This is a genomic window from Chitinophaga sp. SVR4-12A, from assembly GCF_056754765.1.
Genome location: NZ_JBPGWP010000001.1, coordinates 4,588,950 through 4,615,149, shown reverse-complemented (window position 1 = coordinate 4,615,149; position 26,200 = coordinate 4,588,950). Strand labels below are relative to the sequence as shown.

Genomic DNA, 26,200 nt, shown 5'->3' with positions numbered 1-26,200 from the left:
CGCTTTCAACGGTAAACATAAATTGTCAAACCTACAAACATAAAAAAGCCGGGAAATGAGTTTCCCGGCATAATATTTTGGCCTTTATCCATTAAAAGTGCATTACGCCATTGGAGTGGTAATGCATTGTGTAGTATAGCTCCGCAAATTAAAGGCTACCGGCGGTAATTTTATCGCCGCAAACAAAATAACGTTTCCGGTAACGTTTGCATTAAACTTTTGTTTAATAAATCCGTCTAAAATTGAATTGATCATCCTGGATGACCGTTTATGAAATATAGTAGGTGTCCTTACGGGATATTTATTTTATTTGTCAGGTAGTTAAGAAAAAGGGCCTTTTCACATAAGAGTAGCCGGATTAATCACAGCATCATCAATGGACGAATGAAGAATAAGCAGGTAACCATCAAAGACTTGGCCAGAAAGCTGCGCCTGTCCGTATCCACAGTATCCCGAGCCTTAAGAAACCTGCCGGATATTAATGAAGATACAAGAAGGAAAGTACTGGAGCTAGCAACAGGGTTAAACTATGAACCAAATTACATAGCCCAGAGCCTTATTAACAAACAAACACGCATCATCGGGGTGATAGTACCCCTGGTGGCCACGCATTTCTTTTCCAACGCCCTCGCCGGCATGAATGAAGTGGCTAACCAGCATGGCTACCATCTCATGTTTTGCCAGAGCGGCGAAAATGCCGAACAGGAAGCAGAGGGCATACGGCAGCTGGCTTCCTGCCGGATAGACGGCTTATTGATCTCCGTGTCTAAACAAACTAAGGACGCTACGCCTTTCCTGAAGTTGCAGGAAAAAGGCATTCCTTTCATGTTTTTTGACCGCGACCTCCGCGACGTGCCCGCCTCCCGGGTAATAGTAGATCAGTATGCAAGCGCCTTTAAAGCAGTAGAACATATGATCAAACTGGGGCGCCGCAATATCGTGCACCTGGCAGGGCCCAAAGGGCTCTCGGTTTCAGACGACCGCCTCCGGGGCTATGAAGATGCTATGCAAAAGCATGGCGTTCCCTATACGCCTAAACATATTGTGCACTGTGAAAAGTTCCAGTACGACTCACTGGACGGGCTTAAGAAGCTTCTCAAACTGAAACCCGACGGCATCTTCTGTGTAAACGACCCTTCCGGGGTGATCGCCATCAACTACCTGAAAAACCATACTTCCTACCGGGTGCCGCAAGACATTGCCATCGTAGGCTTTAACGGCGACCCCGTCTCAGAAGTGGTGGACCCGGCCCTTAGCACTGTTGTGCAGCCTGGTTATGAAGTAGGTAAAGAAGCCCTGAAAATGCTGATCCGGCACATTGAAGAGAAACCGTCAGAAACAGAAAAGATGGTACTCGAGGGTAAACTGGTAATAAGGGGGTCTTCAAAGATCAAAGGCTGACCTAACAGTGATCATACTATTTTAACAGGCTTCTATATGCTTTCTACATGCTTTCACCATGCTTTCACCATGCTTTCAGTATGCTTCGGCCGTTTTTGTTAATATAGTATCATTATCAGGTCAGCCCTGGCTAAATATAGTTTACCATCCCAGCAGGTAGGCAAATATCAACGGCGCTACTATCGTAGCATCAGATTCCACGATGAACTTGGGCGTGTTGATGTCCAACTTGCCCCAGGTGATCTTTTCATTAGGCACTGCGCCTGAATAAGACCCGTAAGAGGTAGTAGAATCAGAGATCTGGCAGAAGTAGCTCCAGAACGGTACATCATGCCATTCCAGGTCCTGGTACATCATAGGCACTACGCAGATGGGGAAATCGCCCGCAATACCACCGCCTATCTGGAAAAAGCCCACGCCTTTACCGGAAGAATTCTTGCGGTACCAGTCAGACAGCCATACCATGTACTCAATACCGCTCTTCATGGTAGCAGCTTTCAGCTCACCCTTGATGCAGTAAGAGGCAAATATGTTACCCATGGTGCTGTCTTCCCATCCGGGCACTACAATGGGAATATTCTTTTCGGCTGCTGCGATCATCCAGCTGTTCTTCGGGTCTATCTCGTAATGCTCTTTCATCGCTCCGCTCAACAGCAGCTTGTACATATATTCGTGGGGGAAATAACGTTCACCTTTATCTTCAGCGTCCTTCCAGATCTTGTAAATATGCTTCTGAATACGGCGGAAAGCCTCCTCTTCCGGGATACAGGTATCTGTTACCCGGTTAAAGCCCTTTTCCAGCAGTTCCCACTCTTCCTGCGGACTAAGATCGCGGTAATTAGGAACCCTTTTATAGTGAGTATGCGCAACCAGGTTCATGATATCTTCCTCCAGGTTGGCGCCTGTACACGAAATAATATCCACTTTCCCCTGCCGGATCATTTCAGCGAAGGAGATACCAAGTTCGGCGGTGCTCATGGCGCCTGCCAGCGTTACCATCATTTTCCCGCCTTCCAGCAGGTGTGTCTCATATCCCTTGGCAGCGTCTACCAGGGCAGCCGCGTTAAAATGCCGGTAATGATGCTGGATAAACTGTGAAATGGGCCCTTTATTCATTGTCAGTAATTTAAGGCGGCAAAGTTAACAAAAAAAAGGCCCATAGCAACACCACTATGGACCGGGGACAAATCAACAGCTTATAGAATGGCTGAGACGGAAATTAAGCTTTTTTCAGGCGCTGGTACACGCTAAGCTGCCCATTGCTGTCTGACTTCAACACTACCCAGGTATCTTCACCTTCCAGTGTTACATAGTAAGTAGTAACGTTGGAAGCATCGAATTCCACGGTAGAGCGGATCTTATGATTCGGGTAGCGTTTCTGCACTTTAGTAGCTACGGCCAGCGGCAGCTGCTCTTCCGAAATATAACGGCGTGTTGAGAGCAGGTTACCGTCTGCGTCAAAGTAAGCAGATACTACTGTTTCACCCATCATAAATTTAGCGGTGAAGAACTTGTTATCCTCTGTATACCACCTTACGTGGGTAGCAGTGGAAAAAGTCTGGCTTAAAGCAGCTTTCAGCTTGCTGGAAGCCTCTGTTTCTGTGGAGTGAGCCCACACGGTGGTCCCGCTTAACAAAGCGGCGACAACACACAGCATCAAGAACATTTTTTTCATGGCGGAAGTTTTTTTTAGGGTTGATTTGTTTGCTTGTTTTAATTTCTACACCAAAGGTAATGTGGTCCTTAACCCCCGCCAACCCATTATTTGCTAGTGGTATAGCTTGATCAGTTCAAATTGATACTTGTTGCAACAGCTACAACCATTATGTTATTTTTTGGGCTAAAAACCGCGCCGCAGTACAGTGTTTGCTGCCAATTCGCGAATGTTGCACCGGCTCAAGTTAAGCTTTTGTTAAAGTGGAAGAACGAAGGATGAACGGATAAACGGCTGCATGAATGTGCGGATGCACTTATCTGCTAATGCCCGAAACCCTCTCCTGTAGCGCATATTCATCGCCTCAAGCTAACTCCGTATATCCTTGCTTTACTCCGTTTATCAGGTGCATTTCTTATGCAATCGATTCAATCGTTAAAAAATAATTGCCGATATTCGTTTCAAACCATCAGCATCCATCAGCTGGCAGATCAGCATATTATCATGAACTTCCTCGCCCATGCATATCTTTCCTTTAACGATCCTGCGATGACCATCGGCAACATGATCGCAGACTTTGTAAAGGGTAAACAGATCCGTCTTTATGAGGAAGACGTACAGCATGGCATAAGGGTGCATCGTGAGATAGATCACTTTACAGACCATCACCCGCTTACCCGTGAGGCCCGGCAGCTGTTCCGGCCCTCCTGCGGGCTTTATGGCGCCGTGTTCATAGACGTAGTGTATGATCACTTCCTCGCCAGGGACACACAACGCTTCACCAATGACAGCCTGGCCCGATTCTCCCAATCTGTTTACAACCTGCTGGAAGAACGGAGCAGCAGCCTCCCTCCTGTGTTCCTGCAGGTGTTTCATTTTATGCGCACAAACGACTGGCTGTATAATTACGGCTCCAGGGAAGGGATCTTCCAGTCCTTCTCAGGCATCACACGCAGGGCACAGCACCTCGACGTGCCCGCCACCGTACCCTTCGCGGTGTTCGAAAACCACTATGCCGAGCTGAAAACCTGCTATGAGGGCTTTTTCCCTGATCTGGAAACCTTTGTAAAAGGATTATAAGCGCTGGCTTCACGGCTTCACTGGCCTTAAACCCTCAGGGCTTTCAAACGTCAAACCTCAAACATTTTTTCTAAGTTTGAATCCGGATTTAAAAACTAAAGCCACCAATGAAGAAAGTATTTCTCTCTATTGCAATGATCATGTTATTAGGCGCCATGCTGCCTGCGGCTGCACAGGACAAAAAACTGCCGCCAATTGACGCCAGCCCTATGGATATGGCTTACTATCCCCCGGTATATCCCTACCTGGTAAAAGTAAAAGGCGAACCCGGCGCCCTGGTAGCCAGGGTGATCTACAGCCGCCCTCAGAAAAAAGGCAGAACCATCTTCGGAGAACTGGAAGAATATGGTAAGGTATGGAGACTGGGAGCCAACGAGGCAACAGAGATCGAATTTTTTATCCCGGTGAGCATTGGCGGAAAACATGTTCCCAAAGGCCGCTATACTCTCTACGCTATTCCGCAGGAAACAAAATGGACGATTATATTGAACCGTGAAACCGATATCTGGGGCGCCTATAAATATGATCAGGCCAAAGATGTGGTGAGAACCACCGTTCCTGTCCTTGCCCAGGGCGCTCCCGTAGAAGCATTTACCATGTTGTTTGAGAAAGCCGATGGAGGCGCTAACCTGGTAATGGCCTGGGATACAGTGATGATTAGCCTGCCTGTGAAGTTCAGCGAAAAGACCACGGGTAAAAGAAAATAAAAAAGGGTGGTAAGAATACCGCCCTTGTAAAAATTTTAACCATATCCTATGAAAAACCTGAACCAAAAATAGTCGGAATGCGCACACGGGTTTTCCCGGTTTTGGTTAACGCTGCAAAAATGTTCGTGAGTGCATCATTTTTCCCGGTAATGGCATCATAAACACCCTTTTTCGCAGGCAAACGCCAAAAGCCTACCGTATTTCTACGTATAGTCACATCAGAGTAGAAACCCCTTATAATTCATTATCAAGGGGTTTTAGTACCTTTGGTAGGTTTGAAGGATGGTCCGTACTCCACGAACGTGCTAACTTTCAATCCTTTAATGCTCAAACGTTCAAATTAAAGAGTAGAGAAATGAAGCTCGGAACTAAGCTGATACACGCGGGTGTAGTGCCCGACCCCTCTACCGGGGCCATCATGACGCCTATTTACCAAACCTCCACTTATGTCCAGGCTGCACCGGGGCAGCACAAGGGCTATGAATATGCACGTACCCAAAACCCTACCCGGGACGCCCTCCAGGATGCGCTGGCAGCGATAGAGAACGGTAAATACGGGATCTCCTTCGGCAGCGGCCTGGCTGCAACAGATGCCGTGATCAAACTGCTGAACCCGGGCGATGAAGTGATTGTTTCAAGCGATCTCTATGGCGGTACCTACCGCATCTTTACCAAAATATTTGAACGTTACGGCATTAAATTCCATTTCATTGACATGCAGGATGCGCAGCAGATCCGCAGCTACCTGAATGGCCAAACGAAGATGATATGGATAGAAACGCCCACCAACCCGCTTATGAAGGTAATAGATATTGCCGCCTGCGCAGCCATTGCAAAGGAGCATAACCTGTTACTGAGCGTAGACAATACCTTCGCTTCTCCCTACCTGCAAAATCCGCTGGACCTGGGCGCCCATATAGTGGTGCACTCCGCTACCAAATACCTGGGCGGCCACAGCGATGTAGTGCACGGGGCCATTATTGTAAAAGATGAAGCGCTGGCGCAGCAACTGTATTTTATACAGAACAGCTGCGGCGCAGTGCCCGGTCCCCAGGACTGCTTCCTGGTGCTGCGCGGGCTTAAAACGCTGCATGTGCGCATGCAACGCCATTGTGAGAATGGCGAAACCATCGCCCGCTTTTTGCGCCAGCATCCTAAAGTAGATAAAGTGTTCTGGTGCGGTTTTGAAGATCACCCCAATCACTCAATCGCCAAACAGCAAATGCGCGGTTTTGGCGGCATGATGTCCTTTACGCTGAAGAATGATAGTATGGAAGCCGCCATGAAAGTACTCAGCGGCACCCACCTGTTCTCCCTGGCAGAGTCACTGGGCGGTGTGGAATCCCTCATCGGGCATCCCGCCAGCATGACCCATGCTTCCATTCCCCGGGAAGAACGCCTGAAGAACGGGCTGGTAGATTCCCTCATTCGCCTGAGCGTTGGCATTGAAGATGCGGAAGATCTGATGGCTGACCTGGATAATGCCATAAAGTGAATCTCTATAACCGATTCTATGAAACTCCAGGAATTAAAGCGCTACCTCGACCAAAAGGCGGCGCACTACGACCATCCTGACTTTATCGCAGGAGACCCGGTTTGCATTCCACACCGGTTCACGCGATTACAGGATATTGAAATTGCAGGGCTTTTCGCCGCTACGCTGGCGTGGGGCAACCGCACCACCATTATCAACAAATGTAAAGAGCTGATGGCGATGATGGATAACGCTCCCTATGACTATATCCGCCATCACCAGCCCAAAGAACGCCTGCAATTGCTGCAGTTCTGCCATCGTACCTTTAACGGGATAGATCTGCTCTATTTCGTCGAATTCCTGCAGCATTACTATACCAACGTAACTTCCCTGGAATTTGCCTTCAGCGGCCACCTCTCCCCCGAAGACGAAACCGTGGAAAAAGGCCTGATCGGCTTTCACCGCATCTTTTTTGCGATGGAACATCCCGAACGTACCCGCAAACACGTATCCACCCCGGAAAAGAACTCCGCCTGCAAACGCCTCAATATGTATTTACGCTGGATGGTCAGAAAAGATAAAAATGGCGTGGATTTTGGTCTATGGCATCACATCTCTCCGTCCCAACTGGTGTGCCCGGTAGATGTTCACGTTGCCAGGGTGGCCACCCGCCTTGGCCTGATCAGCGAGGATAAATCCAACTGGAAGACTGCCCTGGAATTAACCGCCCGGCTGCGCAAAATGGATCCGGAAGACCCTGCCAAATATGATTTTGCATTGTTTGGATTAGGAGTGATAGAGAAATACGTTTAAAGGTTTGAAAGTTCAGGGGTTTGAAAGTTTGAAGGAGCTCCTTAATTTACAGGCCCTTTCAAACGTTCAAACCGTCAAAACATTCAAACGTTTAAATTTTATGAAGTTTATTTCAAGTCTGATCATCGGTGTTTCGCTTTCTCTGACGGCTGCCGCACAAGAGTATGTTGAACTGGGCTATAATTTCAAGGCAGGCGAACAATTTGAACTGAAACAGGAAAGCCGCAGCGAAACCTATACCACTGTAGACGAAGTAGTGCAACGCGTTACCAGGGATTTTAACAACACCATCGCCATAGATGTTACTGAAGTGAACCCAGGCCGCACCCTGCTTACTTTCCGCTATAAAGAACTGAAATTTAACTTCAACAGCAAGAACCAGAATATTTACGTTGACGCCAACACACCCAATGATAAAGAGCCCTTCCAGGCCGCTCTTAAAAATATCCTGGACCATCCTTTTACGGTAGACCTGCAAGGCACCGGCACCATTAACAAAATAAACGGGCTGGATAACCTGCTGGATAGCGCAGCCACTGCCTTTACAACACTCAAAAAAGATGAACAGGAAGCCTATAAAAAGCTGATGAAAGACCAGTTTGGTACAGAGGCCTTCCGCGCCTGGCTGGAACAGCTGCTGGTGATCTACCCTGCTCACGGCGTAAAAACAGGCACGCAATGGGAAGAAAGCGTCCCCCTGCGCACCGGCCTGGTAGGACGGATGGACCTGTACTGGAACCTGCAAACCTGGGATAGCCAAACCGCCAAAATAGGGGCCACCGGCAAGGTTAAGACAGATAAGCTCACACTGCTTACCCTGGAAGAAGGTATCCAGGCTACCGCCGAAATAGAAGGCACCATGCAAAGCAACTACCTCATCCTGCGCAGCAGTGGCCTCCCCGGCATCTGCATCCAGAACCTGGAAATGAACGGTAATTATACCTACAAGGCCAATAAGGCAAAACGCCTGAAACATGACCTGAAAGTACCGGTAAAGGTGATCACCAATGCCTCTTACAAGATCAAACAAATGAAGTAAACCATATGAGCGGGGTACCGGAAAAATACCTGGAAACAACCGCCCGTGAACTGGGCGAAACCATGGAGCTGCGTTTGCCGGATACCATTAGCTACGAACGCCTGGAAGAATTGCTGGCAGAACGGCTGGAAATATTGATCAGCCACCACTTCCAGCAATTCGTTTTTTTATTGTACCGTATAGATGTGCCGGAAAACCAGATAAGAGACATACTGGAAAAAGATGCCGGTGCAGGCGCCTACCGCAAAATAGCAGCGCTGCTCATAGAAAGACAACTACAGAAAATAAAGTCCCGCGAAACGTATAAAACAAGTCCCCCCGAAAATGAGGAAGACAGATGGTGAGCCTAAGAACGCTCAAACATCAGCTCTTTTACCTTGGTCTTATCTTCCCGTTCCTGCTTCAGGTCAAACCCCGTTCCGAACACGGCATCCCATAAGGAAGAACTAACGCCAAACCCTTTGTCATCACTTTTGTAATGATGCAGATGGTGATTGCGCCATACGGGTTTCATGAACCTGAAGGGAGGGTTCCAGGCATGTATAGCATAATGCATACTGCCATAGATAAGATATCCAAGCATAAAACCGGGAAAGAAAGAAAAAGCATATTCCCTTAAAAAAAGATACTGGCCGGCAAAGATGATGGATGCCAGTATAAGACTGGGTACGGGCGGCATGAACAGCCGCTGCCTATCCCGCGGATATTCGTGATGGTTACCATGCATTACATATACCACCCGCCTTACTTTAGGGTTGTCACTGGCAAAGTGGAACATAAAACGGTGCATCACATACTCAAAAAAAGACCAGAAAAAAATGGCGCCAAAGAAGATAAGCGCAATAGTACCGATACTAAAATTCAATACCTGGTAACTATGATACAGCATGTAGCCGATGATGGGCAGATATAAGCCCCAAATGATCAATGGATGCGTTTTGGTGAGCATCTCCAGGTATTTACTCTCAAACAATCTGGCCTGTCCTTTATTCTTAATCTTGTCAAACTTCATAGACCCCTGGTTTTAAGCAAAATTACGTCATTAATTAAATAAACGAACCAGGAGCCTTGTACCCCTATAGTATTTCAGGTACAGATTATCAGCATGTTAAGCACTAATCCCGCAGTAATACAGGCACTGTTACCATAGTGTATTTTTTTTCGTGGAGGAAGTTCAGCAATTTATCGAGATCATCCCAGCACTTGTCGGTACGCCTCGGATCTACACCTGCGTGCATGAGCAGCATAAAACCGTTTAGCCCTGCAGGATATTGTTCTTCATAACCGCGGATGGATTGCATAATAACATCACAGCTACGATACTGGCGCAGCTGCGGCCAGGTATAATCTGCGTTGCTCAGGGTGCCGGGCGTAAAGTTCACCAGCTGCAGGCCAAGTTTACTGGTCCAGGCTGCGATGGTATCATTATACCACTCATATGGCGGCAGAAAATAGGATGCATGCGCTTTACTGATGCCCTGTTGTTCCATAGCGCGATAACATTGCTGCAGGTCTGCAGTAAACTGCTGCTGTGTTACCAGCAGGCTGTCCCTTTTTGTCCAGTCGTTATATAACAGGTGCTGGTCTGAATGCGGGCCCAGGTAATGGCCCCTGCGCCGCAACGCTTGTATCAGCGCCTTGTTGGCAGCATTGCGGTAAAACCTGCCGGTAAAGAAAAAAGAAGCAGGTACCTTGTGCTGTTCCAATATCCTGGCAATAGCTGCGCCGCCATCCCTGAATTCATCAGCAGTAAATACCAGGGCCAGCTTACGTTGTGTACTGTCGCCCCGGATAATAGCGCCATGGCTATACGTTGAGGCAGCAGGGCGCTGTGGCCGCGCCTCATATTCCTGTGCAGCCAGCAGGTATACCAGGCTGGCGGTGCCATCCATGGTAGGCTCATTGGTGGAGTAATCACCGAAATCATCATGGTATACGGCCAGGTCTGACTGAAAAGCCGCATATTCATCACCGTTATGCAGGGTGATACCAATAAGGTTTTTGTAGATGCTGGTGTACACCGGTCCGTCTACCAGTCCGCCGCTTACAGGGTACTGGTACAGGTGACTAAAGGAACTATGCGGGTCTTCGGGAAAATCTCCGCCTGCCGGCAAGCCCGCCACCATGGTGGTGCCCCAGGGATTGCAGCCAAACAGCCAGTCGACATTGGCCTGTTCCAGCGACTGGTAGCGTTTGTCTTTCGTAATATGACGGTAACGGTTACACTGGATAGCAAAAGAAACGGTCAGGTTATTGGAACACCAGATAAAAGGGATGCCCCTGTAAAAAGCATTATGCCTGGCTTTCTCCCAGACTGCGTTGATTCCTTGACGATAGTACCGCATGGTGCTGTCTTTCATCCCCGCGCCTGCTTTAGCCAGCTCATAATGACCGAAATTATGGAACGGATACCACTGGTAATGGCGGGCGGTATCCGCACCCATCCAGGGAGTAAGCGGCGCTGTACGGGCCCAGCTAAACGCTTGCTGCAACAGCTCCTTTTTGCCGGATAGCTGCCCCAGCATAACGGCGCCCAGCTCCATATCATCCATCCAGTTATCTTCTTCATAAAAGTATGGTGCACCGCATGGCGCGGTCTGGCATACACCCGGATGCGCCACGCCCAAGGCAAACGCAGATGCCGCCTTACCGGCCAGCAGGGCACTGTAGGCGCTGTCGCTATGTTTGTATAAGGAGGCGCCCAGCGCAAAGGCGCTGGCAAATTTGCCGGCAGTAGAAGCAAGCCCGGTGCTCCGGTTCTTGTACTGTTTTAGTCCCTGCGGAAGACCGGTACAAAAATACACCGGACGCTCCAGGCCTTTGCCGTAACTGGCAGTATCGGCTGTGGGCAGGCGCATGCCCCGGTGATCACGGTCGTCTGCTATCTGGTTGAATAACTGGTCGGCTGCGGGGTGCATCTTCAGGAGCCAGTCCAGTCCCCAGCGGGCCTCATCCAGTACATCAGCTACCTGGTTACTGCCATCCAGGCCATTGGCGGCATGGCGGTCACTGAATACCGGCCCAAAATCCCGCCAGGCGGCCAGCAGGTGATAGGCGGCATTAGCGGAGGTAGTAACGTATTGCAGGTAATCACTGGCGTCGTGCCAGCCGCCTGCTACATCTATGTGTGTACCGTCGGGCATAGGCCCGTATACGGTGAACCCATCGTGTGTATGACAGGAATCTTTGAGATAAGGGTTAAACCCGCTGCGCTGCTGCCGCATGTACTGCAGGCAGAAATCTGCAGCGCCTTTGTAAACATCCGCACCTATCCGGAACACCGGTGAGCGGCTGTCACCACAGGCAAGATAATAATTGCCCGGCTGCCGGTATGCGGTGAAGTCCAGGCGCCTGGTATGGGTAAAAGGCCCATAAGCGCCAAAATCAGGACTGCTGTTACCCTTCCACATTACGCGCCCACTGGCCGCATCGTGCAGCGTAAAAGCGGCCGCAGGCAGGTTAGCCCTGGCGCACCACACCGCCGTTTTAACACCGGCAGGCGTATATCCCAACTGGTTAATTCTTATCCATGCAGTGGCGCTGTCATTACCGGCAGCGGTAAATGGCAGCAGGAAGAGCAGTACAGACAGTAATCGCATGATAATAATGATGGGAGAGCTATCTCACAGCCGCAAACTTTTCAAGGTCTGGGGTATACGACCGTTTACGTTCCAGTTCGTATTGATAGATGATGTTCCCGATCTCTTTAAAGAAAGGATAACCTTCCGTTTCATATTCGTACCGGTCATCATTCAATATGCCGTCCCGGTTCACATAAACAGTGCCCGTGAGCATGAACTCTACATTGTTCTTAAAGTCCACAATATAAGCCGCATCAGTTAAAAACCCGAAAGCCCAGCCTGTTTTATTGAATACACGTATGTAAGGCGGTATCTTACCCTGGCCCGCTTTAAACATAAAGAACTTGGTAAAACTGTCAAAGTATTGAATGGTGTCATACTTCGGGTAATCAGATTCCCTGGGCCTGGCAGACATGTAATGATACAGGAAACGGTAGTCCTCCCTGGTCAGCCTGAAGCGCTGTTCTTTGGGCACTGATTCAGGGAATAATATCGTCTGCAGCATATGCTGTATATCTTCAATCGGAAAATTATTATGCTTGGTAAAATCCAGCGGAGTATTAACCAGCGAATCCTGGCGGTTCATGTGTGCCTTTCCGATCAGTATCTGTTTACTGAAATCAAATGACAGGTTGCAATAGTCTGCCGGTTGAGCAAACACCTGCTTCCCGTTCTTCACAAACCGCACCGGGTTGGTATGACGGTTGCCATCTTCATCCAGCGGCATAAAACGTCTTACAATACGTATATCCTTATAGCCACGTGCCCATAACTTTTCATGGATGGACCGCATGCCCACAAATTCATACAGGCGGTTATAAGCGTTATTGTCACTCACCAGGAAGATCTTCTTGACATAATGCGCTACGGAAGGCAATCCGTTCTGTGCCGTACTGTCGCTATACACTTTTACCTGCCCCGGGTAGGCGCTATCTGTCAGCATAGGCGTATTCATATCCAGGCCCCGCTTATGCAGCTCGCGCAGCTTTTCAAGCGCCAGCGCCGCTATCGGCATCTTTACCATTGAGGCGGGGTTGAAATAGGTATTGCGGTCCACATTAAAATAATAATGCCGGAAATGCGGACGGTTGTGTTTATCCCGGTCAATCTGAGTGTACATCAGCTGGTATCGGAAAGAGTCAGGATATTGCAAGGTATGCTGCAAAGCAGCTGAAGCATGCTGCCTGATCAGTTTCTCCAGAAGGGTATCCGTACGTGTTTGCCCTCCTGCCCACAGATATAAGAATGTGGCGATTAACGTGAGTGGAATTCGTGGCATATCTTCAAAAATAAAAATATATATTTGGCTATCATACACCTAAGGCAAAAATTTATCTTGTAATGAAGCTTGTAACTTACCTGAGAGATGAGGCCGATCAGCTGGCCATTTTAGTGAACGGCTTACTGTATAACACGCAGGAGTTGCATCCCGACCTTCCCGGTAACATGCAGATGTTCCTGCTGATGTGGGAAGAGGTGATCGATATCGCCCGTCATGTAGATGAGCAGCTGAAAAGCGGGCAACATGTAGGCGGCGCCATCGGCATTCCTTACGATAACGTACAGGTGCTGGCGCCTGTGCCTTTCCCTACCTCCTGCCGCGATGGCTATGCCTTCCGCCAGCACGTAGCAGCTGCCCGCCGTAACCGTAAGATTGAAATGATCCCCGAATTTGATCAGTATCCCATCTTTTACTTTACCAATCACAACGCCATACAGGGCCCCGGCAAAGTATACTGCATGCCGGATCATTTTGATAAGCTGGACTTTGAGCTGGAAGCAGCCATCGTGATCTGTAAACAGGGCCGCAACATTCCCGCCGAAGAGGCGGATGAATACATCGGCGGTTTCATGATCATGAACGACCTGAGCGCACGCACCCTGCAGATGGAAGAAATGAAGCTCAACCTCGGCCCTGCCAAAGGAAAAGATTTCAGCACCGTGATAGGCCCTATGCTCGTAACACCGGATGAGCTGGAAGAATTCCTGGCGCCGGCCAAGCCAGGGCATACCGGCAATAATTACAATCTTAAAATGACCTGCAGGATCAATGGCATACAGGTGAGTGAAGGTAATATGGGAGACATGGACTGGACCTTTGCCGAGATCATTGAGCGGTGCGCCTACGGCGTAACCCTGATGCCAGGCGATGTGATTGGCAGCGGCACCGTTGGCACAGGCTGTTTCCTGGAGCTGAACGGCACCGGCAAACTGCAGGACCCCAATTACCAGGAACAATGGCTGCAGCCAGGCGATGTAGTAGAGCTGGAGATCGAAGGACTGGGTACCCTCAGGAACACGATCGAACAGGAAGAAACCGACTTCTCTATCCTTCGCCGTAAGAAAATGAGCGTACAATAAAACCAATCAGATCCAATGTTGCAGATCGTTCCGGGGCAGGTTAAGACAGGAGAGCTCCATGCTTACTTGCTGGGGGCAGTAGCGCCAAGGCCTATCTGCTTTGCCAGCACTATTGATACCGATGGCCGTCCCAACCTTTCGCCCTTCAGTTTTTTTAACGTATTTGGCAGCAACCCGGCTACCCTCATCTTTTCGCCTTCACGCCGGGTGCGGGATAATACTACCAAACATACGCTGGATAATATATACGCCACCAAAGAAGTAGTGATCAACGTGGTCACTTACCACATGGTACAGCAGGCCTCCCTTAGCAGCTGCGAATACCCGCATGGTGTGAATGAGTTTGAAAAAGCAGGCTTTACACCCCTCCCTTCCGAAAAGGTAAAACCCTGGCGGGTAAAGGAAAGCCCTGTTCAAATGGAATGTGTAGTAAAACAGGTGATTGCAACCGGCCAGGAGGGTGGCGCCGGTAATCTTGTTATCTGCGAACCGGTCCTGATCCATATTAACGAAGAGATCCTGGATGAGCACAACCGTATCAACCCGCATAAAATAGATTTGGTGGCCCGCATGGGCGCCGACTACTATTGCCGGGCCTCCGGCGCTGCCGTGTTCGAAGTGCCTAAACCCAATACCCGGCTGGGCATTGGCGTAGATACCTTACCGCTATCTATCCGCAACAGCCGTATACTCACGGGCAACAGCCTGGGCATGCTCGCTAACATACATGAGCTGCCCGTCATTGATCCGTCTTTTGAGGATGAACAGCTGAAAAATATTATCCAGTATTATAGTATTACGCCTGATGAGATGGAAAAAGAGCTGCACCGTTATGCGCAGCAGCTGCTGGAAGCAGGAAAGGTGAGTGAAGCGTGGCAGGTATTGTTAACTGCGATCAGCGACTAGCTGTTAGCCTTTAGCAAATGCTAAAAGCTAACAGCCAGCGACTAACTGCTTATTTTTATTTCCCTCCGAATACTTTCTTCAACAGGTCCGTTGTACGTGCCGCAGGGTTCTGGCGGATATTTGTCTCTTCCTTGCTGATCTGGTCAAACAGGGCAGCCACCGCTTTGGTGGTCACATAATCCTGCAGATCGGGATTCACTTTGTTCATAGTAGTAGGCAGCTTATTGTAGGTATTTACAATATCGCCGTAATATTTGGTTGCGCTGGTGCTGTCCAGTGCACCTTTGATGGAGGGCGAGAAAGCCGCTTTCAGCTGGTCGGATGTCTTCCCTTTGAAGTAATTTGTAACGGAGTTATTACCGCCGCTGATCAGCTTCAGTGCATCGGTAATGGACATCTGCTTGATCGCGTCCACAAAGATCGGCGCTGCATGGCTCACGGCGCCTTCAGCCGCACGGTTTATCTGGAGGATAGCTTTATCCACCTGGCTGCCCAGGCCTATGCTGCGTAATGTCCTTTCGATCTTCACAGCGTCTTCCGGCAGAAACATCTTGTAAGCCTCATTGCCAAAGAAGCCATCCTTTTTGCTAAGGGCGGCAATACCCGCATTCACGCCTTTTGACAGTGCCTCTTTTATACCGGCGCCTGCTTCAGATTCGGTAACATTGCTGTTGGTTGTGCTGTTGCTGTTGCTGTTGCTGGTGCTGGTACCACTCAGCGCTTTCTCTTTCAGTTTTTTCAGTAGTTGCGCCTGGCTCACCTGTAAGGTAAGCATGGCCGGCAGCAGGAATAACATCCCTTTCTTCATAATGTTGCAGTTCATATATTAAAAATAGTCAAATTTATTCGCTTTATAATTATTCGTGTATGGCCAGCAGTGGTACATGCGTATGAAAGGCCAGCTGCGTGGTACGGCTGCGTTTAAAAATATGGTCAAACAGGCCATGCTTTTTAGGGATGATCAGTATCAGGTCAGCTTCCTGTTTTTCCGCAAAATCCATAATTCCCTGCACCACATTGGTATGATCTATGAAATGGAACTGCGGGTCGTACCCTTCCAGCAAGGTATCCAGCATAAGCGTTTCATAGGGTGTATCAGACGTGAAGTGTTTGCTTTCATGGTCAATGTTCAGCACATGCAGCTCCGGCTTGAATACATTCAGCAGCTTTTTCAGCGGTTGCACGGGTGTAGTCTCCACCACTTTCCTGAAATCACAGGCAAAAACGATCTTGCGGATGGGCCTGAACCGGGCGCTACCAGGCACAATGATCACCGGACAGGTAGTGTGCTTCACCACATCGATCGTATTAGAACCTACCAGGATCTCTTCCAGCTGACTGCCACCGGTGATCCCCATTACGATCAGGTCTGCCTCCTCTTGCCTGGCCACCTGGTCTATATTGGCCGGCAGCAGGTGGTTTTCTGCCCGGGATGCCAGTATGGTATTTTCGGGCAGCAGCGGGAGCAGCTCACGCTTCATTTTATCCAGTCCTTCCATGCTGGCGCTCCGTAATTCATCCGGGTTCACCATAGGCACAGAGGAAGGCACATCGGGGATGGGCACAATCAGCTCATAGGCATGGTACAGCACAATGCGCGCTGTGTTCATCTGGCGGGCCAGGCCCAGCGCATAACGCGCGGCGTTATACGACGTCTCAGAGAAATCCGTAGGAACGATGATCGTCTTCATAATGGAGGTTATTTATCAAAGAATGAAAGAATTGCTGCTGCTTTCATATGGTCATTTTTTAAATACCTATATCACTCTCACTGTAAAGTTAGGCCTCTCCCACGGTATAACAGCCCCCTTTCTGCCAGTAAAGAAAATTTAATGCCAGAAAGTCAAGTGTTGCCTGCTTTCCGGGAAAGGGCGGCTATGGACTCTCGCTTATTACCCTTATTTTTGCACTCCATTTGAATAATACATGACACAATTATCTGAGCAGGAGATCATACGCCGGGATAAGCTGCAGGAGCTGCAAAAGCTGGGCATCGACGCCTATCCGGCAGCAGAATACCCCGTTAACAACACTTCCGTTAATATCAAAGAGCATTACTCGGAAGCCACCAAAGATCAGTTCCAGGAGGTATGCCTGGCAGGCCGTATCATGAGCATCCGCGATATGGGCAAGGCCTGTTTTGCCGTGATACAGGACAGCGTGGGCCGCATACAGGCCTACATTCGCCGGGACGACATCTGCCCCGGAGAAGATAAAACATTGTACGATACCGTTTGGAAAAAGCTGGTAGATATAGGTGACATCATCGGGGTAAAGGGCTATGCCTTTATTACTAAAACCGGCGAAACCTCGGTCCATGTGCAGCAGCTGGACATCCTTTCCAAGGCCCTTCGGCCGCTGCCGGTGGTGAAGGAAATGGAAGGCGCCACCTTCGACGCCGTTACCGACCCTGAATTCAGGTACCGCCAGCGTTATGTTGACCTGGTGATCAACCCGCAGGTAAAAGAGGTCTTCGTAAAACGCACCCGGATATTACAGACCATCCGCGATTTCTATAATAATATGGGCTTCCTGGAAGTGGAAACTCCCATTCTGCAGCCCATTCCCGGCGGCGCCACCGCCCGCCCCTTTGTTACGCACCACAATACGCTGGATATGCCCTTATACCTGCGTATTGCTAACGAGCTATACCTCAAACGCCTGATAGTAGGCGGCTTTGAAGGGGTATACGAGTTTGCCAAAGACTTCCGTAACGAAGGTATGGACCGCACCCATAACCCGGAATTTACCGTAATGGAAATGTACGTAGCCTACAAAGACTACGAGTGGATGATGCGCACTACTGAAACCCTGCTGGAAAAGATCGCCATTGCCCTGCATGGCACTACCCAGGTGACCGTTGGCGACCGGACCATTGATTTTAAAGCGCCTTTCCGCCGCGTTACCATGTACGATGCCATTAAAGAGCATACCGGCGTAGACATCAGCGGCATGGAGGAAGACCAGCTGCGCGAAGTGTGCAAACAACTGGGTATTCACGTAGATCCCAAACTGGGCAAGGGTAAACTGGTGGATGAGATCTTCGGCGAGAAATGTGAAGCGCACTATGTGCAGCCCACCTTTATCATCGACTACCCGGTAGAAATGAGCCCGCTTACCAAAAAGCATCGCAGCAAGCCCGGCCTCGTAGAACGCTTTGAACTGATGGTAAACGGTAAGGAAATTGCTAACGCCTACAGCGAGCTGAATGATCCTATTGATCAGCGCCAGCGCTTTGAAGAGCAGGTAAAACTGATGGAACGCGGTGACGATGAAGCAATGTACATCGATTACGACTTCCTCCGGGCCCTGGAATATGGCATGCCGCCTACCTCAGGCATCGGTATCGGTATAGACCGCCTTACCATGCTGATGACCAACCAGCCATCCATCCAGGACGTGCTGTTCTTTCCGCAAATGAAACCGGAGAAATTATAACAGGCAACTGAAAATAACCGGAATACAAAAGGGGGTGTAAGAATACACCCCCTTTTACTTTTTTTGACCATATCCTATGAAAACCACTTCAAATTTAATACTCCACGGCAAGTACATTTATCACAATTATTAATCGATGCTATTCTCTTAACAGGTGGTAGCATTTTGCCCATAGCTGGTAAACGGCTCCGATATAAATCCGGTTTTCCTGCCTTTTTTTAACGACAAACAAAAGGTCCCGTACATCGTCGACGTACGGGACCTTTTAGTATATGAGAACAAATGTTGAAAGTCCTAAAAAAGAAACAGGGCTGCAAGACTACAGCCCCGAAAAATTTTAACCATATCTTTATTGAAAAACCTGTAACAAAGATCATATTTATTTAATTATCACCACCCCCATTCTAGTGAATGCTATATTTTACTTGGGGAACGTATCAAATATGCAGATAAACGCAGTTTCACTGGATGAGCCCACTAGATAAGCATTCAACCATTTAAATTAATATGTATTGATATTCAATAATTTATATAAAATAGGAACCCGTGAACTTCCGGATACTATGAAGAGAATGTTCCGGTAAACAACGGGGAATAGCAATTAAACGCAAAAGGAGCTTTTCAGCCCCTTTATAAAAAGAAAAAGGGTGGTAAGAATACCGCCCTTGTAATAATTTTAACCATATCCTATGAAAAACCTAAGTCAAAGATAGACCAGCATATATAGGTTTTTCCTCGATTTCCGTGAACGCTAGAAAATAGTTCGTAAAAATGTAAGATTCGCTATTATACTGATGCATTATAAAAATCATTATATTAATTCCATTATTAATTTCATAATTTGTTAATATTAAGTCCCTTGTAAACTAAGGAGAACGATACAGCCTCTTCAGTACTCCGGTTGTTCAGGTCTTGTAGCCATTATTTGGTCAACGGCTTCCATAATGTCCAGTGTCAATAGAGGGTATACATCGAGAGCCTCGAGGTTCTCTGACAACTGTTCTTCCCGGGTAGCCCCCAATATAGCAGTAGTAACATTTGGATTGCGGATACACCAGGCAATTGAAAATATGGCCAGCGAAGTATTCAGGTCCCTGGCGATCCTTTCCAGCTTTGCCACCCGGTCCAGCTTATCCTGTACAAATTGCCGGTCCTTCAGCCACTCAAAGCCGGGCATCCCCAGCCTGGAATCAGCAGGGATCCCTTTATTATATTTGCCGGTCAGCAAACCGGAAGCCAGCGGGCTCCAGATAGTAGTTCCTAACCCTACGTTGCGAAATATCTGCAGGTATTCCCTTTCCATCTTTGTCCGGTTAAACAGGTTGTATTCCGGCTGTTCCATAGCCGGCCCTATCAGGTGGTGCTGCCGCGCTATCATATTCGCTTCCATAATCTCCTGCGCGCTCCATTCAGAAGTGCCCCAGTAAAAGATCTTGCCCTGCTGAATGAGGTGGTTCATGGTCCATACCACTTCCTCAATGGGCGTATTTTTATCCGGCCGGTGACAAAAATACAGGTCGAGGTATTCTACCTGGAGGCGTTGCAGCGCTTCGTGGCAGGCTTCTACCAAATGTTTGCGGCTCAGCCCTGTCTGGTTAGGCTTGTTGTTTTTGCCTCTTGAACCGAAATAAGCCTTGCTTGATACGGTGTAAGAACTGCGGTCCCAGTTCTTTTGCTTCAATACACGGCCCATCATTTTCTCTGATTCTCCCAGCGCGTACACCTCTGCATTGTCGAAAAAGTTGATGCCGTTATCATAGGCAATGCCCATCAGCCTGTCTGACAGCTTATCATCTATCTGCTTGTGAAAAGTGACCCAGCTGCCAAAAGATAGTACGCTTAACTGCAAACCCGTTTTTCCTAGTTTCCTGTATTCCATAAATTATAATTTTATTTTGTTTCGGATGATGCCCCTGCGCGAAACATAAAATACTGAGAAACAAATACGTTTAGCGTTGGACGTTATATGATCTTGGGAAGGATTACAAATTTGACCAAAAATTTCCGCTATACCAAAGTGTACATAGCCCAGCTTGGCACAGTTCTTGACATATAAGAACAAATTTTAGGTTAAAAAATAGGTTAAAGCGAAAAAGGCCTATTCGTCTGAGACGGATGGGCTTTTTTCGTTTATGTTCTTACTAAATCCGGCCACTGTTATTGCAGGGTGCTATCCTGCACCATTACCTGGCCCTGGGGATTGATAATATTATAGTTGGAGAAATCCTGGTTGGACTCAAGCCCTGTACCATAGATCGTATCTGTAGGTGTGCTGATGCGCACATGTTTGTTGGAGTAGAATTTCCCGCGTTTGGAATCCCAGTTCAGCTCATTACAGTCAAGCCGTTTGCCTTCCCGGTTGATCACTACCACGCTATCCCGCAGGAACACATTGTCGTCATTCTCAAAGTATTTGCCATAACGGGCAGTCACAGTACTTTCTACGGTAAGGCTGTCATTATAGGACAATACTTTTAAACCATGATTGAACTCAACGTAGGAGGGACGTTCCAGGTATCGTTTCATAGTAGGGGCGGTAAGTTTGGCTCTTACCCTGCCCATCTGGCTGTAGTAGCTTTCTATTTTGCTGCCTTCTTCAGTAACAGCAGCTTTCTGGTCCAGTCTCATGATCGCCTGCATATCATTCTCACAGGCAAACAGGGAAACGAGGCATAAGGAAATGCAGGCCATCTTCCAGAAAACAGTCATATTTGAAACGCTTTTCAACGCCGCAAATTAATCATATTTCCGTTTAATAAACCAGCGGTCATTCAGGGTAAAGCCTAATACTGCACGGTACCAGTTTTCCTTTAATATGGTCTCATTATTGCCGCGGTGCCCGATCTCGAAAGCAATATTCAGCACGGTGTACTGGTTGGAATAGTTCTGCCTGCGGATAGGCAGCCCGGCTCCCACAGAAAACCCGTATATGGTCATATCCTGGCCATTCAGTTTAAGATAGTCGGTACCGTAGTAAACACCTGCGCGGTAAGTTACTTTGTTCCAGTAACCGTTCATGGCCCTGGCATTGGGCACAAACTGGCCGCCCAGGTTCACTTTCCAGGAATTGCGCACAGAATCTTTTTCGCCATAATTGCGGAACTCGTCCCATTGTTCGGTACTGAAATCCAGTCCTACCGAAAACTTATCCGCCTTGCGCAGCATAATGCCGCCGCCATATTGCTGGGGATAGGTGATCTTACCTCTTTCGCCTTTTGCATACAATACGGTATCCTGGGTGACATAGTCATTTGAAGAGGCGTCAAACGCCAGGGTCTCCCGCATCAGCTCCCGGCGGGCCGAGAGGTGCTGCTTCAGGGCTCCTGTTGCGCCCAGGGTAAGATCTGTCTCTTCCGACAGCTTGATCCGGTACTGCAGGCCAACATTGTAGAAAATATTGCCATAGCTTACCCGGGTGGAATGGCGGGAAGGGAATATGAACTGGCTGGTTGGATAGATCGCCTTGGTACTGTTCTCAATATTTCCGAAGAGGTAACCAAAGTTGAATCCAATGCTGAAATTACCGAATCCAACACCGGCGCCGGTGTACACCTGGTACAACCCGCCATTGCCCTCATACTGGTAAGCCACCGGAATTTTAAGGGTATCAAAGAAAGTTGTTTCAGCATTCTGCAACACATTGTAAGATACCTTGGTTACAGGACGAAGTCCCAGCACCATGCCCAGCCTTTTACGAATGGGAATACCCAACTGCAGGTAAGAAAGAGAACCAATGCCGGAACGGAACCGCTGGTCCTTATCGGCAATCACCCGGGCGCCTGCCTCCACGGCAATATCAAAGGTGGTCAGCACCAGGTTGGAATAACTGGCGGGGTTCACGAAGTTGATTGACTGTGGATCGTTATATGCCTGGGAAACACCACCCATGCCGCGGTTGATCACATTCTGGTTGATAGCCTGGTCGCCAAGTCCATATCGGGAGTAAGGAGAATTGTCCTGTGCAGCAACGCTGTTTGCCAAAAGAAGCAGAAAAGCCAGTAAGCAAAAAATGCCAGCTGTAGTCCTATGCATTGAGTTGATCTGATTAGTAGTTTACTGGTTTAACAGGCGAATTAGCATGAAAATAATCGACTAACCCGCCAAATAAGTCTGCAAATATCTAATTTTTAGGGTTGGAAGCAAAAAAAACCAAATATCCGCCTGTTAAAAGGGCGTTAAAAGTGCCGGCTCAGCCATTTTTATAGGCCTTCTGCCGATAAATTCCGGAAATGTCCGTTGAGTTTCACTCTTTCTTTCAACTTTTCCATTTCGGCCATGAGGGGAATTACTTTGAGAAGATGACGTTTCAGGTACTCCAGTCGCTGCATTTCCTGGAACAGGTGGAGCAGCTCATATTCCTCTTCCAGCGAAAGCCCCGCATGATGGGCCAGATCATAGGCGCTGAGCTCTTCGTCTTTTTTACCGAAGCTTTTGTTCACCTGCAGAATGTGATGTAGTTCGCGTATGGCGTGCAATACCTGCTGCCGCAGGCGGGCGTTGGTTTTTGTACTGTTTTCAGGATAATTTACAATGGCGCCGTCATACAGCTTGTCGGGAATAGAGCGGATCACCTCCAGTACACGGAACACACTCACACCCCGGGTCACAATATCCATCTCCCCATTGTCATATTGCTTTTCTACCCTTACTACTTCTACCAGGGTACCGTATTCAACTATCTTTTTATTAATTACGGCAGGAATACCAAACGGCTTATTGTCTGCTATACATTCACTGATGAGCTGCTTATAACGAGGTTCAAAAACATGGAGGTTCAGCTGTTCCTGCGGGTAAACAACTATGCCTAAAGGAAATATTGGAATAAAATTAGTCATAAGTGTCTTGTTCTTTCACGCGTCAACCCTAAAATTACTAAAAACGGAAAGTTATCTTTGAAAGAAAACAGTTAAATTGGGCCAATGGTAAATAGCGCTTTAGCTAAATATGCCAATCTGGTACGCAATATCTCCAACTGGCACTTGTATTTCAGCAGGAAGTTTAAAGTACCATATGAGAAACTGCTGTTTCGCACAAGGGCTAAAGGCATATCTTTTACCACACCTGCAAAGTCGCTCTACCTCGTATTCAAGGAGATCTTTATTAATGATGTTTACAGCATGGATCAGCTGGCTGACTCATTGCCCGGGAAACCCGTAGTGATAGATATAGGCGGCAATGCAGGTTATTTCACACTCTTCCTGCTGGCTAAAAAAACTGAGGCGCAAGTATATGCCTATGAGGCTGTTCCTGCCAACTGCAGGCTGTTTCAGCAGCACCTTGATATGAACCCGCAGCTGAAAGAAAAGGTTCAGGTATACCATAAAGCTGTTACCGGCACTCCGGCCGCTACCATTACACTGCACCTGGAAACCGCGGAAGGCAACGCTGTTACCGCCTCTGTTTATGATGATTTCACGAAGGACAATACATACATAGCACAAGTGCCCTGTATTTCCCTTGCAGAAATACTCGCCGCTAACCAGCTCTCAAAAGTAGACCTGGTAAAAGTGGATTGTGAGGGCAGCGAGTATCCTATCATTTACGAGACACCGCCACATATATGGGAAAAGATTGACCGTATGGCCATTGAGGTACATAACCTGGACAAGGAAAAGCGCAATATGTCCAGCCTGGAAGGATACCTGGCCTCACTGGGCTATACATTGAAAAATTATGAACTTGACAACGGATGCTATATGCTGTTTGCCAAACGCGGATAACATGCACACTTGTTCCGTCCCATAAAGCAGAAGTGGATGAAGCAACTATTGATAGATTGCGAGAAAATGAAAAACGCCAATACCGGCCTTTTCACCTATTGCAATGAACTTGGCAGATCACTGTTACAGCAGGCCGCCCCTGATGAACAGCTATGCTTTTACCTGCCGCCTAAACTGGGAAAATATTTCGGGAACGACGCAGATTACCTGTGGCAGCACTCGCTGCATAAACTCTACCTTCCTCACAGAAAGGCGTACGACGTTTGGCATACCACCTATCAACTGTCTGACTACCGCAGCCCTAAAACCGGCACCAGGAGGGTATTGACAATCCATGACCTTAACTTCATGCATGAAGCCAAAAGCGCTTCCAAAAGAAAAATATACCTGGCGCACGCGCAACGTAATGTGAACCGTGCAGACTATATCACCTTCATCTCAAAGTTCGTGGGAGACGATGTAATGCGTTACCTTGATCTCGGCAACAAACCACACAAGGTGGTGTATAACGGAGCTGCCGTGCAGGAGTTCCCTGGCTTTGACCATCCGCGCTACAGACCGCAGCATCCCTTCTTATTTACACTGGGGGTAGTAAGCGCTAAAAAGAATTTTCATACCATTCCCTGCCTGCTGAAACATTGCGATGCAGAACTGATCATTGCAGGCACCGTTTACAATGACGCCTACAGGCAACGCATACTCGACGAAGCCAAACGTTATGGCGCCGCCGACAGGGTAAAACTCTTAGGTCCCATCAGCGAAGAAGACAAATACTGGTACATGAAAAACTGTATGGCATTTGTATTCCCTTCCATTGCAGAAGGCTTCGGTATTCCCGCTATAGAGGCCATGCACTTCGGCAAACCGGTATTCCTGTCAGACAAAACCAGCCTGCCTGAAGTAGGCGGCTGCGTTGCCTATTACTTCCGTGACTTTGATCCTGCTCACATGCAGAAAGTGTTTGAGAACGGTATGTGGCACTACGAAAACCAGCGTCCGGCCAACGCAATTATGAATCATGCCATGGAGTTCAGCTGGGAACGGATGGCGGCAGAATACCTGGAAATATACCGCAGCCTGTATTAAATGCATGCCGGAACTCATTATTTTGCAGCAAACAAATCCTGAATGTACAAGCTGGCAGATACAGATGACCTGAAAGCGCTGGCCCGCCGTATCTCCCTGGTGGAGAACAGTGCTCCCGGCTACGAACAGCTGCTGGAACAGCTTCCGGCTAGTAGCCATACCCGCGTGGTAGGTATAACCGGCCCGCCCGGCGCTGGTAAAAGCACCCTGGTTAACCTGCTGATACAAACCCTGCTGGAACAACAAAAACGCATCGCCATCATTGCAGTAGACCCTTCTTCTCCTTTTAACTTTGGCGCATTGCTGGGCGATCGCATCCGTATGAGCCAGCATTTTAATGATCAAAGGGTGTTTATCCGCTCTATGGCCAACCGCGGCGCATTGGGTGGGCTCAGTCCCAAGATCATAGAAGTGAGTGATGTGATCAAAGCCGCAGGCTTCGATTACCTGTTCATTGAAACAGTAGGCGTTGGCCAGAGTGAAGTGGAAATAGCCGGTATTGCAGATACCACCGTTGTAGTGGTGGTGCCGGAAGCCGGCGATGAGATCCAGACCATGAAAGCCGGCCTGATGGAGATAGCCGACATCTTTGTGGTGAACAAAGCAGACCGTGACAATGCAGACGCTTTTGTAAAGAACCTCCGCCTGCTGTCTGCAGAAAGGCATCATGCCGGAGCAGGTTGGCAAATCCCGGTGTTAAAGACCATTGCCACCCGCAATGAAGGCATCGCACCACTCATACAAGCTATTGATCAGCATCAGCAACAGATCCGCCACCATGAACGGCATGCCGTACTACTCGCTGAAAAAGCATGGCAGCTGATCCAGCACCGCCGTATGCAACACCTCGACAAGAAAGCGCTGATACAAAAAGTGCAGGAACAGCTACAGCATGGCGCCTTTAATTTATACAGGCTGGTGAATGACTATTCAGCGTAAT

Annotated in this window: 24 protein-coding genes; 13 read left to right on the top strand and 11 right to left on the bottom strand. The window is 48.4% G+C overall.

What is annotated here, in order from left to right; translation table 11 throughout:
• Positions 1 to 384 precede the first annotated feature (384 nt).
• The gene (locus ACR9Y8_RS19040; protein WP_481214835.1) at positions 385 to 1,401 is read left to right on the top strand and encodes a LacI family DNA-binding transcriptional regulator; all 1,017 of its coding nucleotides are present in this window, start codon (positions 385 to 387) and stop codon (positions 1,399 to 1,401) included.
• 141 nt (positions 1,402 to 1,542) lie between these two features.
• Here the strand turns inward: ACR9Y8_RS19040 and ACR9Y8_RS19035 are convergent, their stop codons facing one another.
• Both ACR9Y8_RS19035 and ACR9Y8_RS19030 read right to left on the bottom strand, forming a co-directional pair.
• Positions 1,543 to 2,517, bottom strand: a complete 975-nt coding sequence (locus ACR9Y8_RS19035; RefSeq protein ID WP_481214834.1) for a deoxyhypusine synthase family protein — start codon at positions 2,515 to 2,517, stop codon at positions 1,543 to 1,545.
• Positions 2,518 to 2,620: 103 nt separating this feature from the next.
• Positions 2,621 to 3,076: a hypothetical protein gene (locus tag ACR9Y8_RS19030; protein WP_481214833.1), complete on the bottom strand. Its 456-nt coding sequence runs from the start codon at positions 3,074 to 3,076 to the stop codon at positions 2,621 to 2,623.
• Between the two features lie 396 nt (positions 3,077 to 3,472).
• Between ACR9Y8_RS19030 and ACR9Y8_RS19025 the strand changes: the two genes are divergently transcribed.
• From ACR9Y8_RS19025 to ACR9Y8_RS19000, 6 genes are all read left to right on the top strand, one after another.
• Positions 3,473 to 4,135 carry an acyl carrier protein phosphodiesterase gene (locus tag ACR9Y8_RS19025; RefSeq protein WP_481214832.1) on the top strand — a complete coding sequence of 221 codons (663 nt, stop codon included), beginning with the start codon at positions 3,473 to 3,475 and terminating at the stop codon, positions 4,133 to 4,135.
• A 107-nt stretch (positions 4,136 to 4,242) separates the two neighbouring features.
• Positions 4,243 to 4,842: a DUF2911 domain-containing protein gene (locus tag ACR9Y8_RS19020; protein ID WP_481214831.1), complete on the top strand. Its 600-nt coding sequence runs from the start codon at positions 4,243 to 4,245 to the stop codon at positions 4,840 to 4,842.
• 355 nt (positions 4,843 to 5,197) lie between these two features.
• Positions 5,198 to 6,337: a cystathionine gamma-synthase gene (locus ACR9Y8_RS19015; RefSeq protein ID WP_481214830.1), complete on the top strand. Its 1,140-nt coding sequence runs from the start codon at positions 5,198 to 5,200 to the stop codon at positions 6,335 to 6,337.
• A gap of 18 nt (positions 6,338 to 6,355) precedes the next feature.
• Complete coding sequence (locus ACR9Y8_RS19010) at positions 6,356 to 7,129, top strand: TIGR02757 family protein (protein ID WP_481214829.1); 774 nt, start codon at positions 6,356 to 6,358, stop codon at positions 7,127 to 7,129.
• A 100-nt stretch (positions 7,130 to 7,229) separates the two neighbouring features.
• Positions 7,230 to 8,168, top strand: a complete 939-nt coding sequence (locus tag ACR9Y8_RS19005) for a DUF6263 family protein (protein WP_481214828.1) — start codon at positions 7,230 to 7,232, stop codon at positions 8,166 to 8,168.
• Positions 8,169 to 8,173: 5 nt separating this feature from the next.
• Positions 8,174 to 8,512, top strand: coding sequence for a hypothetical protein (locus ACR9Y8_RS19000; RefSeq protein WP_481214827.1), 339 nt, complete (start codon positions 8,174 to 8,176; stop codon positions 8,510 to 8,512).
• 2 nt (positions 8,513 to 8,514) lie between these two features.
• Here the strand turns inward: ACR9Y8_RS19000 and ACR9Y8_RS18995 are convergent, their stop codons facing one another.
• The 3 genes from ACR9Y8_RS18995 to ACR9Y8_RS18985 all read right to left on the bottom strand — a co-directional run bounded on the left by ACR9Y8_RS18995 (position 8,515) and on the right by ACR9Y8_RS18985 (position 13,028).
• Positions 8,515 to 9,180: a sterol desaturase family protein gene (locus ACR9Y8_RS18995; protein WP_481214826.1), complete on the bottom strand. Its 666-nt coding sequence runs from the start codon at positions 9,178 to 9,180 to the stop codon at positions 8,515 to 8,517.
• Positions 9,181 to 9,283: 103 nt separating this feature from the next.
• Positions 9,284 to 11,767: a bifunctional glycoside hydrolase family 9 protein/polysaccharide deacetylase gene (locus ACR9Y8_RS18990; RefSeq protein WP_481214825.1), complete on the bottom strand. Its 2,484-nt coding sequence runs from the start codon at positions 11,765 to 11,767 to the stop codon at positions 9,284 to 9,286.
• A gap of 19 nt (positions 11,768 to 11,786) precedes the next feature.
• Positions 11,787 to 13,028: a serine hydrolase gene (locus ACR9Y8_RS18985; protein ID WP_481214824.1), complete on the bottom strand. Its 1,242-nt coding sequence runs from the start codon at positions 13,026 to 13,028 to the stop codon at positions 11,787 to 11,789.
• A gap of 62 nt (positions 13,029 to 13,090) precedes the next feature.
• Here ACR9Y8_RS18985 and ACR9Y8_RS18980 point away from each other — a divergent pair, with 62 nt between their 5' ends.
• Together ACR9Y8_RS18980 and ACR9Y8_RS18975 are read left to right on the top strand one after the other, a co-directional pair.
• Complete coding sequence (locus ACR9Y8_RS18980) at positions 13,091 to 14,110, top strand: fumarylacetoacetate hydrolase family protein (protein WP_481214823.1); 1,020 nt, start codon at positions 13,091 to 13,093, stop codon at positions 14,108 to 14,110.
• A 15-nt stretch (positions 14,111 to 14,125) separates the two neighbouring features.
• Positions 14,126 to 15,016, top strand: a complete 891-nt coding sequence (locus ACR9Y8_RS18975; protein WP_481214822.1) for a flavin reductase family protein — start codon at positions 14,126 to 14,128, stop codon at positions 15,014 to 15,016.
• 55 nt (positions 15,017 to 15,071) lie between these two features.
• Here the strand turns inward: ACR9Y8_RS18975 and ACR9Y8_RS18970 are convergent, their stop codons facing one another.
• A complete protein-coding gene (locus tag ACR9Y8_RS18970) occupies positions 15,072 to 15,839 on the bottom strand; it encodes a DUF4197 domain-containing protein (protein WP_481214821.1) in 768 nt (255 codons plus the stop codon).
• 34 nt (positions 15,840 to 15,873) lie between these two features.
• Positions 15,874 to 16,707, bottom strand: a complete 834-nt coding sequence (locus ACR9Y8_RS18965; RefSeq protein ID WP_481214820.1) for a universal stress protein — start codon at positions 16,705 to 16,707, stop codon at positions 15,874 to 15,876.
• Between the two features lie 235 nt (positions 16,708 to 16,942).
• Between ACR9Y8_RS18965 and lysS the strand changes: the two genes are divergently transcribed.
• Positions 16,943 to 18,454, top strand: coding sequence for a lysine--tRNA ligase (gene lysS, locus ACR9Y8_RS18960; protein WP_481214819.1), 1,512 nt, complete (start codon positions 16,943 to 16,945; stop codon positions 18,452 to 18,454).
• An 889-nt stretch (positions 18,455 to 19,343) separates the two neighbouring features.
• On the opposite strand, the gene ACR9Y8_RS18955 is transcribed toward lysS, so the two are convergent.
• From ACR9Y8_RS18955 to ACR9Y8_RS18940, 4 genes are all read right to left on the bottom strand, one after another.
• Positions 19,344 to 20,333 carry a potassium channel beta subunit family protein gene (locus tag ACR9Y8_RS18955; RefSeq protein ID WP_481214818.1) on the bottom strand — a complete coding sequence of 330 codons (990 nt, stop codon included), beginning with the start codon at positions 20,331 to 20,333 and terminating at the stop codon, positions 19,344 to 19,346.
• Between the two features lie 278 nt (positions 20,334 to 20,611).
• Entirely contained in the window at positions 20,612 to 21,163 is a 552-nt protein-coding gene (gene lptC, locus ACR9Y8_RS18950; protein ID WP_481214817.1) for an LPS export ABC transporter periplasmic protein LptC, read from the bottom strand.
• Between the two features lie 27 nt (positions 21,164 to 21,190).
• On the bottom strand, positions 21,191 to 22,435 hold the full coding sequence (gene bamG, locus ACR9Y8_RS18945; protein WP_481214816.1) for a BamG family beta-barrel-assembly machinery protein: 1,245 nt from the start codon (positions 22,433 to 22,435) through the stop codon (positions 21,191 to 21,193).
• A gap of 218 nt (positions 22,436 to 22,653) precedes the next feature.
• Entirely contained in the window at positions 22,654 to 23,289 is a 636-nt protein-coding gene (locus tag ACR9Y8_RS18940) for an LON peptidase substrate-binding domain-containing protein (RefSeq protein ID WP_481214815.1), read from the bottom strand.
• An 84-nt stretch (positions 23,290 to 23,373) separates the two neighbouring features.
• Between ACR9Y8_RS18940 and ACR9Y8_RS18935 the strand changes: the two genes are divergently transcribed.
• From ACR9Y8_RS18935 to meaB, 3 genes are read left to right on the top strand one after another with little or no spacing between them, the layout of a single operon-like run.
• Positions 23,374 to 24,174: an FkbM family methyltransferase gene (locus ACR9Y8_RS18935; RefSeq protein ID WP_481214814.1), complete on the top strand. Its 801-nt coding sequence runs from the start codon at positions 23,374 to 23,376 to the stop codon at positions 24,172 to 24,174.
• 36 nt (positions 24,175 to 24,210) lie between these two features.
• Positions 24,211 to 25,260, top strand: a complete 1,050-nt coding sequence (locus ACR9Y8_RS18930) for a glycosyltransferase family 4 protein (RefSeq protein ID WP_481214813.1) — start codon at positions 24,211 to 24,213, stop codon at positions 25,258 to 25,260.
• A 42-nt stretch (positions 25,261 to 25,302) separates the two neighbouring features.
• On the top strand, positions 25,303 to 26,199 hold the full coding sequence (meaB, locus tag ACR9Y8_RS18925; RefSeq protein ID WP_481214812.1) for a methylmalonyl Co-A mutase-associated GTPase MeaB: 897 nt from the start codon (positions 25,303 to 25,305) through the stop codon (positions 26,197 to 26,199).
• Position 26,200 lies beyond the last annotated feature (1 nt).